The sequence below is a fragment of the Micromonospora sp. AMSO31t genome (assembly GCF_008868175.1).
In the GTDB taxonomy this organism is placed as follows: Bacteria; Actinomycetota; Actinomycetes; order Mycobacteriales; family Micromonosporaceae; genus Micromonospora.
On the sequence record NZ_WBKT01000136.1, the window covers coordinates 1 to 15,818 of the forward strand.

The window sequence follows — 15,818 nt, forward strand, 5'->3', positions numbered from 1 at the left end:
GGGTGCGGAACGACGAACGGGTTACCAACAAGTTGCCGTCGCCGTTCCGCTGGACCCTTCCTCCGGACAGGGATGCATGTCAATTCCTCGACGCGGGACGCGAGGCTTTTTTCGCGCCTTGTGAAAAGTCCGGAACTAAGCGCGGGCGGCCACCGGGAGGCTCCTCCCGGCGGCCGCCGCCCGGCTCAGGTGACCGTGCAGGGGGTGCCGTTGAGGGTGAAGGAGGCGGGCCGCCCGGTGTTGCCCGTGTGGGTGGCCTGGAAGCCGATGCTCACCGAGCCGTTCGGGGCGATGGTGCCGTTGTAGGAGACGTTGCGGGCGGTCACCGCCCCGCTGGCCGGGGCGTACGTGGCGTTCCAGCCGTTGGTGACGCTCTGTCCGGCGGGCAGGGTGAAGGCGAGGCTCCAGCCGTTGACCGCCGTGGCGGACGTGTTGGTGATCGTCACGGACGCGGTCAGCCCGGTGTTCCACGCGTTCACCCCGTACGCGACCCGGCACCCGCCGGACGGCGGCGGCGTGCTCGGCGGCGGCGGCGTGGGCGGAGGGCTCGCCGGCGGCGGGCTGGTGGGCCGCGGGGTCGTCGGCGTCGTGGTGTCCAGGCCGAAGAAGCGCACGGCCTGGGCCGCGTCGACCGGCAGGTTGTGCGGGACGCCCTGCATGCTGATCGCCTCGACCGGTGCGGTGCCGCCGGTGCCGCCGTAGCGGGTGCGGGTGTAGCCGGCCTGCGGGCTGTCCGTGTACGCCGGTGTCTGCCCCAACCCGTTCACGTCGGTCCACTGCTTGATCTCTTCGGTGAAGTTCGGGTAGCGCAGCGTCTCGTCGTTGGTCCCGTGCCACAGTTGCATCCGGGGCCGCCGCCCGCTGTAGCCCGGGTACGCGTTGCGGACCAGGTCGCCCCACTGCTGCGGGGTCTTCACGACCTGACCGTTGGCGCACTCGCTGTTCCACTCCGAGCCGGTGGTGGTGGCGAAGCAGCCGAAGGGCACCCCGGCGAAGGCCGCGCCGGCGCTGAACACGTCCGGGTAGAGCCCGAGCAGCACGTTGGTCATCATGGCGCCGGAGGAGACGCCGGTCGCGAAGATCCGGTTCGGGTCGACGGGGTACCGCTGCCGCACGTGGTCGACCATCGACGTGATGCCGACCGGGTCGCTGCCGCCGTCGCGGCGCAGCGCCTGCGGCGAGGACACGTCGAAGCACTGGCTGCTCCGGGTCACCGACGGGTAGACGACGAGATACCCGTAGCGGTCGGCCAGCGCCGCGAACTGGGTGCCGGAGTACATGGCCGGCCCGGTGCCGGTGCAGTAGTGGTTGACCACGAGCAGCCCCGGCCGGGCGGCGACGGTCTCCGGGACGTACAGGTACATCCGCAGGTTGCTCGGGTTGGCGCCGAAGTTCGTCACCTCGGTCAGCGCGGCCGCGGCGGCGGGGCCGGGCGCGGTGACCGTCGCCAGGGCGGCCAGCCCGGCGGCGACGAGGGCGGCGCCGAACAGCCGGCGCCTTCCTCTTCTGGGCAGCATGGAATCTCCTCGGGTGGTGAGGACGGCGCGCGGGGCGGGTGCGCCCGCGGCGTGCTCGCCGGCGAGGCGCCTTCGACGGCGGCCCGGACCCTCGGAGACGAGATAGACGGTCGTAGATCTGCGATCCGAACCGGAGTCTAGGCCCCGGCCGGGTGGCCGACAACAACTTCCGGAAGTGGCCGGAGCGGTGGCTCAGGCCGGGAACAGGTCGGCCAGGAAGCGGTCGAGCAGGGCCACCTGCCGGTCGGCCGGAAACGCCGCCGGGTCGAAGAGCGCCTGGACGACCAGGCCGTGCGCGAAGGCCGCGCAGGTGGCCACCAGAGCCTCGGGGTCGGTGCCCGCCCCGGCGAGCGCGGCGTCCACGTGGGACCGCAGCCGGGCCCGCCACCGGTCGTAGCGGCGGCGCTGGTCGGCGGCGAACTCGTCGTCGGCCAGGGCGCCGTCCCAGTAGCTGACCCAGACCCGGCTCATCGCCGTCGCCTCGTCGGTCAGCGGGAGCACGTCGAGCAGGGCGGCCCGCAGCGCGGGCCGGCCCTCCCCCGCGGCGGCGTGGCGGTCGCGCGCGTCGGTGTGCCGCTCGGCCACGTCGACGGCGTGCCGCACCAGGGCGCGCTTGTTCGGGAAGTAGTGGGTCAGCAGGCCGGTGGAGACACCCATCTCGGCCGCGACGGCCCGCAGCGTCAGCCCGCCGAACCCGCGGGCAGCGAGGACCCGCCAGACCGCCGCCGAGACGTCGGCGCGGCGGGCGTCGTGGTCACCCCGTGCCGGCATGGGGCTAGAGTACATAACAAACGTTCGGTACGCATCTTGGAGCGACATGTTCTCCCTTCCCCTCACCGACCGGGCCACCCTGCACCCGCTCGCCCCGTGGCAGGCGGCGGAGTTCGCCGACTTCGTCGCGCGCACCCGCACCCACCTCGCGCCCTGGCTGCCCTGGGCGCACACGATCACCGACACCGACACGGCCCGGGCCTTCCTCCAGCGCTACGCCGACGCCCAGGCCCGCGACGCCGGCTCCATCCACGGCATCCGGCTGGACGGGAAACTGGTCGGCGGCACCCTGTTCCGCACCTTCGACGCCGCGGCCGGGACCTGCGAGATCGGGGTCTGGCTCGCCCCGGAGGCCGAGGGGCACGGGCTGGTGACCCGGGCCGCCCACCGGATGATCGAGTGGGCGCTGGGCGAGCGCGGCCTGGCCCGGGTGGAATGGCGGACGGTCCCGCACAACGCCCGCAGCCGGGCCGTGGCGCGGCGCCTGGGCATGACCCGCGAGGGCATGCTGCGGGCCGCCTTCCCGTTCCTCGGCGAGCGGCTCGACATCGAGGTCTGGTCGCTGCTGGCCACCGAGTGGCGACCGGCCGGGCCGGTGGCCGGCGCCTAGGCCGCCTCGACGGCGGTGCGGCGGCGGACCTCGGCGAGCATCTCGTCCACCGAGCCGGCCGGGTCGGTGACCGGGAACTGCACCGCCCGCACCACCGCCTCCGGGTCCAGCAGCAGGGTGAGCCGCTTCAACCGGGCCACGCCACCGGCCCGGAAGGTCGGCAGCAGCAGGCCAGCGGCAAGCCGACCGTCCTCGTCGGACAGCAGCGGGAACGGCAACCGGGCGTGCGCGGCGAAGGCGGCGAGCTGGTCCGGGCGCTGGGTGCTCGCCCCCCGCACCTCGGCCCCGGCCGCGCGGAACAGCGGGTGGCGGTCGGCGTACGTCCGCGACTCCAGCGTGCACCCGGCGGCGCCGGGGATCTCGCCCCAGCCCGGCGGGAGGCCCGGCGCGCCCGGCGCGAACGCCCCCGGGAAGAGGTAGAGCACCGTCCACCGCCCGGGCGCCGCCGGCGGCTCCGCGCCGCCGTCGTGCCGGGGCAGGCTCATCGGGGGTACGCGGCGGCCGACCAGCCGGTGCGCCCGGCGCGCCTCGGCCGAGTCCTCGTCGGCGGTGGCGGTCAGCGCGCCGTCGCCCATCACGTGCCGGGTGCCCCAGTCCTGCAGGGCGACCAGCACCGGCAGCAGCGCCTCCCCCTTGGCGGTGAGCAGGTAGTCGTGGCGCGGCGGGTGCGCCGAGTAGGGCTCGCGCCGCAGCACGCCGTGCGCCACCAGCCCGCCGAGCCGCTCGGTGAGCGCCCGCCGGCTGACGCCCAGCTCGCGCTGCAGCCCGTCGAACCGGGTGACGCCGCCGGCGATCTCGCGCACGATCAGCACGGTCCACCAGTCGCCCAGCACGCCGAGCGCCTGCGCGATGCCGCAGTCGGCGTCGCCGAGGTCCGCCCGTCTCACATCCCACCTCCCGCTCGGCCCGCAGTCCCGACTATAGTCCGTTTCAATTTGGAACTAACTGGCTCGGATCGGGGGTTGGCGGCATGTCCGTCGGGCAGGGGGCCGGGGTGTTCTGGCGCTGGTGGACCGCCGGCACCACCAGTTCGGTGGGGTCGGCGGTCGGTGCGGTCGCACTGCCGCTCACCGCGCTGACCGTGCTGGACGCGTCCGCGTTCGAGATGGGCCTGGTGGCCGCCGCGAGCTACGTCGCCTGGCTGGTCATCGGGCTCCCCGCCGGCGTGATCGTCCAACGGCTGCCGCTGCGCGGGGCACAGGTCGGCGCCGACCTGGCCCGAGCCGCCGCGGTGGCCTCCGTGCCGCTGGCCTGGTGGTGGGGCCGGCTCACCGTGGCCCAGCTGGTCATCGTGGCGCTGGTGGTCAGCTTCGCCAACGTGCTGTTCGACGTCGCCAACGCCACCTTCCTGCCGGCCATCGTGGGCCGCGACCAGCTGCACGCCCGCAACAGCCTCACCTCGGCCACCCACGCCGCCACCCAGCTCAGCGGCCCGTCCCTGGGCGGCCTCGCGGTCCAGGCCCTCGGCGCGGTGCCGGCCGTGCTGGTCGACGCGCTCAGCTACCTGGTCTCCGCGGCGCTGCTCGGGTCGCTGCCCGCCCGCCGGGTCGACGCCCCGGACCGCTGGCCCCCGGTCCGCGCCATGATCGGCGAGGGCTGGCGGTACGTCACCCGCCACCCGGTGATGGGCCCGACCATGTGGACGGCCACCGCGGTCAACTTCGTCTGCGGGGCGCAGCTCGCCGTCTACCCCCTCTACCTCGTCCGGGAGCTGCACGCCCCGGCCGCGCTGGTCGGTGTGCTGCTCGCGGTCGAGGGGGTCGGCTCCCTGGTCGGGGCGACCCTGACCCCGTGGATCACCCGGCGCTGGGGCACCGCCCGGTCACTGCTGGTCGCCTGCGTCGTGGCCGTCGGCGGCGCGTTCCTGGTGCCGCTGGGCGCCGGCTGGCCGGCGTACCTCGCGTTCGCGGCCGGCAACGTGCTCTTCGCCGGTGGCGTCGTGGTGCTCAGCGTGACCACCCGCACCTACCGGCAGACCGCCAGCCCGCCCGACCTGCTCTCCCGCGTGATGGCCACGGTCCGCTTCGTCTCCTGGGGCGCCATCCCGGTCGGCGGGCTGCTCGCCGGGGCGCTCGCCGGGCTCGCCGGGGGCCGGGTCACCCTGTTCTGCTTCGCCGCGGCCACCGTGCTGGCGCCGCTGGCCCTGCTGCTGTCCCCGGTGCGCCGCCTGCGCGACCTGGCCGACCTGCGGATCGGGGAGCCGGCCGACCGGGAGCGCGTGGCGGCGGCCGGGTGACCCGAGGGGCCCTCAATCTGGCAGGACGGCCGCGGCGACCCGGCGGGCCCGCGCCGGGCGGGTGAGCACGTCGACGTTGTCCAGGTACTGGTCCACCGCGCCGACCGGCGGGCGGGCGCGCAGTGCCGGGTCGGCGATGGCGGCGCGCAGCGCGGCGGTGAACCGGTCGGCGTGCAGGACGAGGAACGGCCGGTCGTGAAACGGCCGGGCGGCCGGGTCGACCGGCGCCGCCAGCCCGGTGTCGTTGGTCCACGCCGCGACCGTCTCCAGCGCCCCCACCAGCCCGGCCTGCCGCCGGGGCCACCCGCCCGCCCCGAGGGCGACGGCCAGCGCGTCCACCACCGGCGCCGCGGCCGGCAACGCCGCGAAGACCGTGCCGAGCCATTTCGCGTACGGGGGCCAGCGGCGGTGCAGCAGCAGGCCGAGCCGCATGAGGTCGCGGGCCAGCCCGGCCGTCACCACCCGGCTGCCCAGTTCGTCGCCGACCTCGGCGCAGCGGCCGGCCAGGTGCTCGGCCTGCCCGACCCGCTGCCATCCGGCCGCCAGCACGTGCCGCCAGACGTCGTCCGGGTACCACGCCAGGCGGGCCCGGACGTCGGTGAGCGCCCCGCCCAGCCCGTCGTGGAACACCGCGCCGCCGGTCAGCTCGGCGAGCCGCTGCGTGGGCGCGGCCAGCCAGTCCGCCACGGTCATCCCGGCCCGCGGGTCCCCACCCAGCCGCTCCCGCAGCCAGGCCCCCAGCTCGTCGACGCTCACCCCGTGCCGCTCGCCGTCCGCGCGGGCCACGCCGAGCCGGACCGTCGGGCCGCCGGTGAACCGGGTCGGCCAGCCGAGGAACTCGGCCGGCAGCTCCGCGTCGAGGCCCGCCCGCACCGGCGCCACCTCCGCCGCCTCGGCGACGAAGAGCTGGGTGCGCGGCCCCCAGTCGTGGTCGGTCGAGCGGGGCGTGTCCAGGCCGAGCAGCTCGGAGCCGCCGTCGATCAGCCCGGCCGCGTAGCGCAGGCGGGGCAGCCGGCGGGCCAGCAGCGGGGCGACCACCTCGTCGTGGAACCGGTGCGCCAGGGTCAGCCCGGGTAGAAACGTCACCCCGCCAGTCTGCGCACCGCCGGCCGCCCGCGCCGCCCGGTTTCCACCCGCGCGCGGGTGAGCCCAGCGGGGCGGGCGTCCGTCCCCCACCTCGTCGGTGGGCTGTGCCAGGCTGTCGGCGTGGCACACCGACCCCCGATCCTGCTGATCGACTCCCCGAGCCTCTACTTCCGCGCCTACTTCGGCATCCCCGAGTCGGCGGCGAAGACGGACGACGGCCAGCCGGTCAACGCCGTCCGTGGCTTCCTCGACATGCTGGCCCAGCTGGTCCGCACCCGGCGGCCCGACCGGATGGTCTGCGCGCTCGACCACGACTGGCGACCGGCGTGGCGGGTGGAGCTGCTGCCGTCGTACAAGGCGCACCGGGTGGCGCCCCAGGGCGGCGAGGTGGTGCCCGACACGCTCTCCCCGCAGGTGCCGATGATCCTGGAGGTCCTCGACGCGCTCGGCATCCCCGCGGTGGGCGCCACCGGCTACGAGGCCGACGACGTGCTCGGCACCCTCTCGGTCACCCAGCCCGGCCCGGCCGAGGTGGTCTCCGGCGACCGTGACCTGTTCCAGCTCGTCGACGACGACCGCCAGGTGCGGCTGCTCTACGTCGGGCGCGGCGTGGCCAAGCTCGACGACTGCGACGACGCCGCGGTCCGCGCCCGCTACGGCGTCCCCGCCGACCGCTACGCCGACTTCGCGGCCCTGCGCGGCGACCCGAGCGACGGCCTGCCCGGCGTGCCCGGGGTGGGCGAGAAGACCGCGGCCCGCCTCATCGAGCGCTACGACGGCCTGCCCGGCATCCTCGCCGCGCTGGACGACCCGGGCTCCGGCTTCGCCCCCGGGCTGCGCACCAAGCTCGACGCGGCCCGGGACTACCTGGCCGTCGCACCGAAGGTGGTGCGGGTCGCCCTCGACGTGCCGCTGCCCGAGCTGGCCACCGCGTTGCCGACGGCGCCGGCGGACCCGGACCGGCTGCTGGAGCTGGCGCAGCGGTGGAACCTCGCCGGCTCGTGTCGGCGTCTCGTGGACGCGCTCGCCACCGCCCGCGCCTGACGACCGGAAGCGGTCAGCGGCGGCCGGCGTCCCGGCGCGACGGGAACGGCGTGCCCGGCTGGCCGAGGGTCGACCGGCCGCGCAGGCCCACCGGATCGGGGGCGGGCTCTGCCGCGACGTCCTGCGCCGACCCGTCCCGCCGCGCATCCAGGTACGCCATTCCGGCGCGGTCGTCGTCGGTGGGGGCGGCGAGCAGCGCGTAGACCAGCCCGACCACGCCGAAGACCACGGCCAGGATGATCGGCACGAGCAGGCCGTTCACCTCGGCGCCGGCCAGCTCGCCGCGCGACGCGTGCGGGTGCACCGACAGGGCGCTCATCCCGGTGAAGTGCATGCCGTTGACGGCGACGCCCATGACCAGGGCGGAGGCGGCGACGGCCAGCCCCCGGCGGACGGTCATCGACAGCCAGAGCGCCACGGTGGCCGCCAGCACGGCGATGACCACGGACAGCGCCATCCGGACCCGGTCGAAGCCGAGGGTGCCGTCCAGCCGCATGGCGGCCATCCCGGTGTAGTGCATGGCGGCCACCCCGGCGCCGGCGAACAGGCCGCCGGCGAGCAGCCGGACCGCCGACAGCCGGCCGGTGCCCACGATGGCCAGGCCGATACCGACCGCGGCCACCGCGATCGCCGTGCTGGCGGCGGTCAGCGGGACGTCGTACCGGATGCGGGTGCCGGCGACGGCGACGGCGAGCATCGCCACGAAGTGCATCGCCCAGATCGCGGTGCCGCCGAGAGCCCAGGCGGCGAGGAGGCCCCACCAGGCCCGCTGGCCGGCGCCCGTGGCGGTGCGGATCCGTCCGGCGCAGACCAGCCCGAGCGCCGAGCCGAGCACGGACAGCGCGTAGCTGAGCGCCGGGGTGATCCACCCGTACTCGAAGTGATTGATCTCTGCCATGACGGACTTCCCCCCTGCTGGCTACCGGCGCGTAACACTTGCGCCTCGGCAATCATCCGGGTGTCGTCGATCGGGCATGACACCACCCCCGGCTGTACCGGGCGGTGGTGTAACAGTGACGGAGCGATGCGTCGATTCTCCGGCCTCGATGACCGGAAGTGATGATCAGGCGGCGGCGTGGTAAGCCAGCACGCCCCGGTTGACCGCCGCGATGGCCTGCCGGGCCGTGGAGCGCAGCTCGGTGGAGGCGCCGCCGGAGTCGGCGAGCTGGCCGAGCAGGTCGACCACCTGCCGGGACCAGCGGACGAAGTCGCCGGCCGGCATCTCGCCGTCGATCTGGTGCCCGCTGGCGAGCACCTTGGCGAGCGCCTCGCCGCGCGCCCAGCGGTAGATCGGCCAGGCGAAGCCCAGGTCCGGCTCGCGGGTGACCGCCAGGCCACGGGAGGCCTCGTCCGCCTCGATGTCGCCCCACAGCTTCAGCGTCTCGTCGACCGCGTCGACGACCGGGCCGCGCGGCAGCGAGGCCCGCTCGTCGACGTCGCGGCGGGCCTCGAAGACCACCACCGACACGGCGGCGGCCAGCTCGGCCGGGGACAGCCCGTCCCACACCTTGCGGCGCAGGCACTCGGCGACCAGCAGATCGGCCTCGGTCCAGATCCGGCCCAGCATCCGGCCGGCGTCGGTGACCTCGCCGTCGGCCGAGAGGTAGCCGCGCGCGGTCAGCAGCGCGACGATCCGGTCGAACGTGCGGGCCAGCGAGCCGGTCCGCCCCGCCACCCGCTGGCGCAGCTCCTCGGTGTCGCGCTCCAGGCGGCGCCGCCGCTCCGCCCAGCGGGCGTGCTCCTCCCGGTCCGGGCAGGCGTGGCAGGGGTGCCGGCGCAGCTCGGTGCGGAGCTGGCTGAGCCGGTGATCCTCACCGACCGCCTCCCGGGAGCGACCGCCGCGGCGACCGCCGTGCCGGTCCAGCCCGGTGCCGCTGACCTCGGCCGCCAGGTCGCGCCGGGCCGCCGGCGAGCGGTGGTTGAAGTGCTTGGGCACCCGGATCCGGGCGAGCACCTCCGCCGGGGTGGTGAAGTCGCCGGGGCTGACCCGACCGGCCCACCGGTCCTGCGTGAGCACCAGCGGGCGGGGCTCGCCGAAACCGCCGGTGGCCGGGTCGAGCACGACCGCCAGGCCGGCCCGCCGGCCCGAGGGCACCCGGATCACGTCGCCCACCCGCAGCCGCTCCAGCGAGGCGACGGCCGCCGCCTTGCGCTGGGTCTGCCCCTGGCGGGCCATGGCGCGCTCGCGGTCGGCGATGGCCACCCGCAGGGCGAAGTACTCGTCGAAGTCGCCCTGGTGGCAGGACGCCTCGGCGCCGTACGCCTCGATGGTCTCGGTGTTGCGCTGCACCTGCCGGGCCAGGCCGACCACCGACCGGTCGGCCTGGAACTGCGCGAAGGAGGACTCCAGCAGGGCCCGGGCCGGCTCCGCGCCGACGGTGCCGACCAGGTTGACGGCCATGTTGTAGGAGGGCCGGAAGCTGGACCGCAGCGGGTAGGTGCGGGTGGAGGCGAGGCCGGCGACGTGCCGGGGGTCGGTCTCCGGCGACCAGACCACCACGGCGTGCCCCTCGACGTCGATGCCGCGCCGGCCGGCCCGCCCGGTGAGCTGCGTGTATTCGCCTGGGGTGAGGTCGACGTGCGCCTCGCCGTTGAACTTGACCAGGCGCTCCAGTACCACGCAGCGGGCCGGCATGTTGATGCCCAGGGCGAGGGTCTCGGTGGCGAAGACGGCCTTGACCAGGCCGCGGACGAACAGCTCCTCGACGACCTCCTTGAACGCGGGCAGCATGCCGGCGTGGTGGGCGGCGAGCCCACGCTCCAGCCCGTCGAGCCACTCCCAGTAGCCCAGCACGGTCAGGTCCTCGCCGGGGATGGCCGTGATCCGCGACTCGACCACCTGGCGGATCTCGGTGCGCTCCTCGGGCGAGGTGAGCCGCAGCCCGGCGGCCAGGCACTGCTGGACGGCCGCCTGGCAGCCGGCCCGGCTGAAGATGAACAGGATCGCCGGGAGCAGGTTCTCCCGGTCCAGCCGCTCGACGATGTCGGGGCGCATCGGGCCGCGCCAGCGGGGGCCGCGCCGGCCCGCGCCGGGTCCGGCGCTGCGCCCCTCCCCCAGCTCCAGCCGGCGCACGGTGTCCCGCGTGTAGCGCAGCAGCTCGGGATGGACGTCGTGCTTGCGGGCCGCGTCGGCGTCGTGGAACAGGTCGAACATCCGCCTGCCGACCAGCATGTGCTGCCAGAGCGGCACCGGGCGGTGCTCGCTGACCACCACGGCGGTCTCGCCGCGCACGGTGACCAGCCAGTCGGCGAACTCCTCGGCGTTGGAGACGGTGGCGGAGAGCGAGACCAGGGTGACCGAGGCGGGCAGGTGGATGATCACCTCTTCCCAGACGCCGCCGCGGAACCGGTCGGCCAGGTAGTGCACCTCGTCCATCACCACGTAGGCCAGGCCCTCCAGGGTGGCCGAGCCGGCGTAGAGCATGTTGCGCAGCACCTCGGTGGTCATCACCACCACGGGCGCGTCCCCGTTGATCGCGTTGTCGCCGGTGAGCAGGCCGACCTGCTCGGCGCCGTAGCGGTCGACCAGGTCGTGGTACTTCTGGTTCGACAGCGCCTTGATCGGCGTGGTGTAGAAGCACTTGCGCCGGGTGGTCGGCCCCCCGCCGCCGTCGGCCGCCGCCGGTTTCCCGGGGGCGCCGCGCAGCGCCAGGTGCACGGCGAACTCTCCCACCACGGTCTTGCCGGCGCCGGTGGGCGCGCAGACCAGCACGCCGCTTCCCCGTTCCAGGGCCTCGCACGCCTCCCGCTGGAAGTCGTCCAGGTCGAACCCCAGATCGAGCGCGAACTCGTCCAGGGCCGGAAAGGCGGAGGCCTGCGCGGCCCGGCGGCGCGCCGCGGCGTACCGCTCGGCGGGACTCGACATGTCCCCAAGATTAATCGGTGCGGACGACGGCCACCGGCCAAGGCCGTCCGGCAGGTGGGTCGGAGCGGGTCGGTAGGGTGCACGACGTGCCGGATCATGCCGAACCGCCCCGAGTCTCGCGCGGCGCCGACGACGCCGTCCGCCCGAGCCCGTCCCGTCGCCCCGTGGAGGCGGTGCTCTTCGACTTCCACGGCACGCTCGCGCAGGTGGAGGAGCCCCGCGAGTGGGTACTCGCCGCCGCGGCGGCCTGCGGCGTCGAGCTGGACCGGGTGCGGGCCACCGCACTGGCCGACCGGCTGCTCACCGCCGGCCGGGCGGGCGGGCCACTGCCGGCCCGGGTGCCGCCCCGGCTGGCCGAGCTCTGGGCCGACCGCGATCTCTACCAGCACGCCCATCGGGGCGCCTACACCGGTCTGGCCGAGACGGTCGACGCCGGCATCGACGGGTTCGCCGACGCGCTCTACGAGCGGCTGCTGGTCCCCGAGGGCTGGGTGCCCTACCCGGACACCGAGCCGGTGCTGGGCGCGCTCCGGGACGCCGGGGTGAAGGTGGCGCTCGTCAGCAACATCGGCTTCGACATCCGGCCGCTGTTCGCCGCCTGGAAGCTGGACGGGCTGGTCGACGCCTGGGCCCTGTCGTACGAGGTGGGGCGCTGCAAGCCCGACCCGGGGATCTTCCTGCGGGCCTGCGGGATGCTGGGAGTCGACCCGGAGCGGGCGCTCATGGTGGGTGACAGCCCCGCCGACGCGGGTGCCGTGGCGGCGGGCTGCGAGGTGCTGGTGCTGCCCGGCGCCGACCCGGGCCGGCCGAACGGGCTGGGCGCCGTGCTGGACCTCGCGCTCCGGAACTGAGCGCATCGCTCGCGTGCACCGGATACCGCCCGCCGGGCGGCCGGCGGCCCGGCGGCAGCGGACCTGACCAGCGGCGCTAGCGTAACGGCATGACGCCCGACCGCTCCTTTCATGCCCGGGTCACCGGGCGGCTCTCCGGCGGCCGGCTCGGCGCCGTCGGGCTGGTGCTCGGCGGAGCGCTGTCGGTGCAGTTCGGCGCGGCCGTGGCCGCGCTGCTGTTCCCGCGTACCGGGGTGGCCGGGGCGGTCACCCTGCGGCTGACCATCGGCGCGCTGCTGATGCTGGCCGTGTGCCGCCCCCGGCTGCGCGGGCACGGCCGCGGCGACTGGGCGGCCGTGGTCGCCTTCGGGCTGGCCCTGGCCGGCATGAACTCGATCTTCTACCAGGCCATCGAGCGGATCCCGCTCGGACCGGCGGTCACCCTGGAGGTGCTCGGCCCGCTGGCGCTGTCCGTTGTCACCGCCCGGCGGCTGGCCGCCTGGTGCTGGGCCGGGCTCGCGCTCGCCGGGGTGGCCCTGCTCGGGCAGGGCGGATTCGACCGGCTGGACCCGGTCGGCGCCGCGCTGGCGCTGGTCGCGGGGGCGCTGTGGGCGGCGTACATCGTCTGCTCGGCCCGGGTCGGCGGGCGGTTCCCCCGGGCCGACGGGCTGGCGCTGGCACTCGCGGTGGCCGCGCTGGTCACCCTGCCGATCGGGCTGGTGGGCTCCGGCGGCCGGCTGTGGCACCCGGCGGTGCTCGGGCTCGGCACCGGGCTGGCGCTGCTCGCCTCGGTGCTGCCGTACACCCTGGAGCTGCTGGCGCTGCGGCGGCTGCCCACGGCGACGTTCGCCGTGCTGATGAGCCTCGGGCCGGCCATCGCCGCGCTGGCCGGGTGGCTGGTGCTCGACCAGGCGCTGCACCCGGTGGAGGTGCTGGCCATCGGCCTGGTGATCGCCGCGAGCATCGGCGCGGTCCGCGCCGGCGCCCCGGCCGCCGCGCCACCGGCCCCCACCGGGCGCCGAGGGCGGCGCGCTGGTCAGCGCAGCAGCCGCACCGCCGCCGGCACCGCGCTGACCCGCACCGGCAGGTCGAACGCCCGCTCCCCGTCGGCGTACGTGGTGATGCCCTCGGCGTCCAGCTCGACGGTGCGGGCCCGGTAGCTGCGCACCAGCGGGTGCGTGACGTGGGTGCCCTGGTAGATCCGGGGCTTGACCCGCATGAGGGTGCGCCGGTCGAACCGGCCGCCGACCACCACGTCCAGCAGGCCGTCGTGCGGGTCGGCGTCGGGGCAGATCCGCATGCCGCCGCCGTAGCTGGCTGCGTTGCCCACCGCCACCAGCACCGCGTCCACCTCCTGCTCGGCGCCGTCGAGGCGCAGCCGGTAGCGGCGCGGCCGGAGCCGGGCCAGCTCGACGAGGATGGCCAGGTCGTAGCGGCGCGGGCCGCGCGGCCAGCGCATCCGGTTGGCCCGCTCGTTGACGATCGCGTCGAAGCCGGCGGCCAGCACCGCGCCGTACCAGCGCTCGCCGCCGCCGGGGGTGGTCAGCCGGGCCAGGTCGACCGGGCGGGCGCGGCCCGCGCGCAGCGCGTCGGCGATCACCTCGACGGCGGCGAGGGGGTCGGCCGGGAAGCCGGTGTCCACGGCGAAATCGTTGCCGGTGCCGGCGGGCACCGGGCCGAACGGCACCGTCGTGCCGCCGACCGCCTGCAACGCCCGGTGCACCGTGCCGTCCCCGCCGACGGCGACCAGCGCGCCGGCGCCGTCGGCGACCGCCGCGTGGCACGCCGCCTCGGCCTCCTGCGGGGTACGCGCCCGCAGCAGCTCGACCGGCCGGCCGGCGGCGCCCAGCCGCTCCAGCAGCTGGGGCAGCAGGCCCCGGTGCCGTCCCCGGCCGGCGGTCGGGTTGGCGAGCACGGCCACCGGGCCGGGCGGGACAAGATCGTGCGCGGTCACGGCGAGCACCGTACGGCACGAGCCACGCCCCTCACCAGGGGCGACACCCTCGTCCGCGATGCACGGGGCGGCGCGGCGAGCGACCGCCCGGCATACTCCCCATGATGCGCACCCGCACCCTGCTCGCCGTCGCCGTTCCGGTCGCGCTCGCCCCGCTCCTGCTGGCCGGCGGCCTTTGGTGGGCCCAGCGCCCGGTCGAGCCGGCCTGGCACGACAACGCGGTCGCCGAGGCCACCGAGACCGCCGACCGGATCCAGGCGCGCTTCGTACGCGATCACCTCTACAAGGCGGCGGACTACGCGCACACCGCCGGTCAGGAGGCCGGGGTGGCCGTGCTCCAGGTCCACGGCGAGACGCACTGGCAGACCGGGGTCACCCTGGTGCTCCGGATCACCGGGCACGGGCAGGGGGTCAACGGCCACGGCGTGGTCATCAAGGGGGACGCACAGGTCTGCTTCCGGTTCCGGCTGGGCCCCGAGCGGGACGCCCGCGACGACGGCATCGACTGCCCGTCGGGCGACCCGCTCCCGATCCGCCCGGACCCCTCCCTCAGCGGCGTGGACGACCGCCTGAAGCGGGCCCTCGCGGCCGCCGGCCCGGACGAGACGGCCGCCCGCGCCGCGGTCGACGGCCTCGGGCTCGACCCGGCCGTGCGGCGGGAGATCGCCGCCGCCCGCGGCACGGTTGGGGTGGCCCTGCGCGCCGCCCAGTACGACTGCCTGCTGGCCCGGGTCGGCCCGACGGGCGCCCAGACGTGGCGGCCCTCCCACACCCAGCTCGCCCCCGGCGAGCTGCCGTGCACGGCCGGCACGGCGCTGAGCAGCCAGTTCGGCCGCTCCCCGCACTGACGGTCAGAACGTGATGCGCACCTTCAGCGCGGTCCGCTCGTCCATCGCCCGGTAGCCGTCGGGCACCCCGTCGAGGGTCACCGAGCGGTCGAAGACCGGGGACGGGTCGATGGCGCCGTCCAGCACGTCGGCCAGCAGCTCGGGGATGTACGCGCGGGCCGGCGCGACGCCGCCGGCGACGGTCACGTTGCGGTCGAACATCTGCTGGATGTCCACCCCGGCGCTGCCGCCGTGCGGCACGCCGACGTAGCCCACCGCGCCGCCGTCGCGGGCGATCGAGATCGCGGTCCGCATCGACTCCTCGGTGCCGACCGCCTCCAGCACGGCGTGCGCGCCCTGGCCCCTGGTCAGCTCCCGGACCGCGGCGATCGCCGCCTCGCCCCGCTCGGCGACCACGTCGGTGGCCCCGAAGGAGCGGGCGATGTCGGTCCGCGCGGTGTGCCGGCCCAGCGCGATGATCTGCTCGGCGCCGAGCCGCTTCGCGGCGAGCACCCCGCAGAGCCCGACCGCGCCGTCACCGACCACGGCGACGGTGGCCCCGGGGCGGACCCGGGCGGCGAGCGCCGCGTGGTGCCCGGTGGCCAGCACGTCGGAGAGCGCCAGCAGCGCGGTGAGCAGCTGCGGGTCGCCGGCCGCCTCGACGGGCAGCTTCACCAGGGTGCCGTCGGCGTACGGGACCCGCACGGCCTCGCCCTGGCCGCCGTCCGAGCCCACCGAACCCCAGAAGCCGCCGTGCGGGCACGAGGTGTGCAGCCCTTCGCGGCAGAAGTCGCAGGTGCCGTCGGACCAGACGAACGGCGCCACCACCAGGTCACCGACCCGCACCGAGCCGACCTCGGCGCCGACGGCCTCGACCACGCCGAGGAACTCGTGACCGATGCGCTGCCCCGGCTGCCGCCGGGCGACCCCCCGGTAGGCCCACAGGTCGCTGCCGCAGATGCAGGCCAGCACGGTGCGGACGACGGCGTCGGTTGGGGTGCGGACGGCAGCGTCCGGCACCTCCTCGACCCGGACGGCGTTCGGGCCGTGGATCACGGTGGCGCGCATGGGTGGGGGT

General features: G+C 75.9%; 13 protein-coding genes and 1 pseudogene. 6 read left to right on the forward strand and 8 right to left on the reverse strand.

Going from position 1 to position 15,818, the window contains the following annotated elements; genetic code table 11:
* Positions 1–185: 185 nt before the first annotated feature.
* Together F8274_RS23865 and F8274_RS23870 are read right to left on the reverse strand one after the other, a co-directional pair.
* On the reverse strand, positions 186–1,517 hold the full coding sequence (locus F8274_RS23865) for a PHB depolymerase family esterase (protein WP_151464606.1): 1,332 nt from the start codon (positions 1,515–1,517) through the stop codon (positions 186–188).
* A gap of 192 nt (positions 1,518–1,709) precedes the next feature.
* Positions 1,710–2,288, reverse strand: coding sequence for a TetR/AcrR family transcriptional regulator (locus F8274_RS23870; RefSeq protein ID WP_225853944.1), 579 nt, complete (start codon positions 2,286–2,288; stop codon positions 1,710–1,712).
* 46 nt (positions 2,289–2,334) lie between these two features.
* Between F8274_RS23870 and F8274_RS23875 the strand changes: the two genes are divergently transcribed.
* Positions 2,335–2,898 carry a GNAT family N-acetyltransferase gene (locus F8274_RS23875; RefSeq protein ID WP_151464608.1) on the forward strand — a complete coding sequence of 188 codons (564 nt, stop codon included), beginning with the start codon at positions 2,335–2,337 and terminating at the stop codon, positions 2,896–2,898.
* Here the strand turns inward: F8274_RS23875 and F8274_RS23880 are convergent.
* On the reverse strand, positions 2,895–3,785 hold the full coding sequence (locus tag F8274_RS23880) for a winged helix-turn-helix transcriptional regulator (RefSeq protein WP_151464609.1): 891 nt from the start codon (positions 3,783–3,785) through the stop codon (positions 2,895–2,897). The genes F8274_RS23875 and F8274_RS23880 overlap by 4 nt on opposite strands.
* An 83-nt stretch (positions 3,786–3,868) precedes the next feature.
* Between F8274_RS23880 and F8274_RS23885 the strand changes: the two genes are divergently transcribed.
* Positions 3,869–5,134, forward strand: a complete 1,266-nt coding sequence (locus F8274_RS23885) for an MFS transporter (protein WP_151464610.1) — start codon at positions 3,869–3,871, stop codon at positions 5,132–5,134.
* A gap of 12 nt (positions 5,135–5,146) precedes the next feature.
* Here the strand turns inward: F8274_RS23885 and F8274_RS23890 are convergent, their stop codons facing one another.
* Positions 5,147–6,220, reverse strand: coding sequence for a DUF4037 domain-containing protein (locus tag F8274_RS23890; protein ID WP_151464611.1), 1,074 nt, complete (start codon positions 6,218–6,220; stop codon positions 5,147–5,149).
* Positions 6,221–6,340: 120 nt separating this feature from the next.
* On the opposite strand from F8274_RS23890, the gene F8274_RS23895 reads away from it, so the two are divergent.
* Positions 6,341–7,264 (forward strand): 5'-3' exonuclease, encoded by a 924-nt coding sequence (locus tag F8274_RS23895; RefSeq protein ID WP_151464612.1) that lies wholly within the window; start codon positions 6,341–6,343, stop codon positions 7,262–7,264.
* A gap of 13 nt (positions 7,265–7,277) precedes the next feature.
* Here F8274_RS23895 and F8274_RS23900 read toward each other — a convergent pair whose 3' ends face one another.
* Together F8274_RS23900 and F8274_RS23905 are read right to left on the reverse strand one after the other, a co-directional pair.
* Positions 7,278–8,162, reverse strand: coding sequence for an MHYT domain-containing protein (locus F8274_RS23900; protein ID WP_151464613.1), 885 nt, complete (start codon positions 8,160–8,162; stop codon positions 7,278–7,280).
* Positions 8,163–8,327: 165 nt separating this feature from the next.
* Complete coding sequence (locus F8274_RS23905; protein WP_151464614.1) at positions 8,328–11,129, reverse strand: RNA helicase; 2,802 nt, start codon at positions 11,127–11,129, stop codon at positions 8,328–8,330.
* A gap of 86 nt (positions 11,130–11,215) precedes the next feature.
* Here F8274_RS23905 and F8274_RS23910 point away from each other — a divergent pair, with 86 nt between their 5' ends.
* Positions 11,216–11,980 carry an HAD family hydrolase gene (locus tag F8274_RS23910; RefSeq protein ID WP_151464615.1) on the forward strand — a complete coding sequence of 255 codons (765 nt, stop codon included), beginning with the start codon at positions 11,216–11,218 and terminating at the stop codon, positions 11,978–11,980.
* A gap of 365 nt (positions 11,981–12,345) precedes the next feature.
* Positions 12,346–12,867, forward strand: a pseudogene (locus F8274_RS23915) (DMT family transporter); the annotation flags it as partial.
* Between the two features lie 128 nt (positions 12,868–12,995).
* Here the strand turns inward: F8274_RS23915 and F8274_RS23920 are convergent.
* A complete protein-coding gene (locus F8274_RS23920; RefSeq protein ID WP_151464616.1) occupies positions 12,996–13,922 on the reverse strand; it encodes a diacylglycerol kinase in 927 nt (308 codons plus the stop codon).
* A 95-nt stretch (positions 13,923–14,017) separates the two neighbouring features.
* Between F8274_RS23920 and F8274_RS31365 the strand changes: the two genes are divergently transcribed.
* Positions 14,018–14,761 (forward strand): hypothetical protein, encoded by a 744-nt coding sequence (locus F8274_RS31365; protein WP_192579957.1) that lies wholly within the window; start codon positions 14,018–14,020, stop codon positions 14,759–14,761.
* Between the two features lie 3 nt (positions 14,762–14,764).
* Here the strand turns inward: F8274_RS31365 and F8274_RS23930 are convergent.
* The coding region (locus tag F8274_RS23930; RefSeq protein WP_370518264.1) for a zinc-dependent alcohol dehydrogenase family protein at positions 14,765–15,818 on the reverse strand (1,054 nt) is incomplete at its 5' end.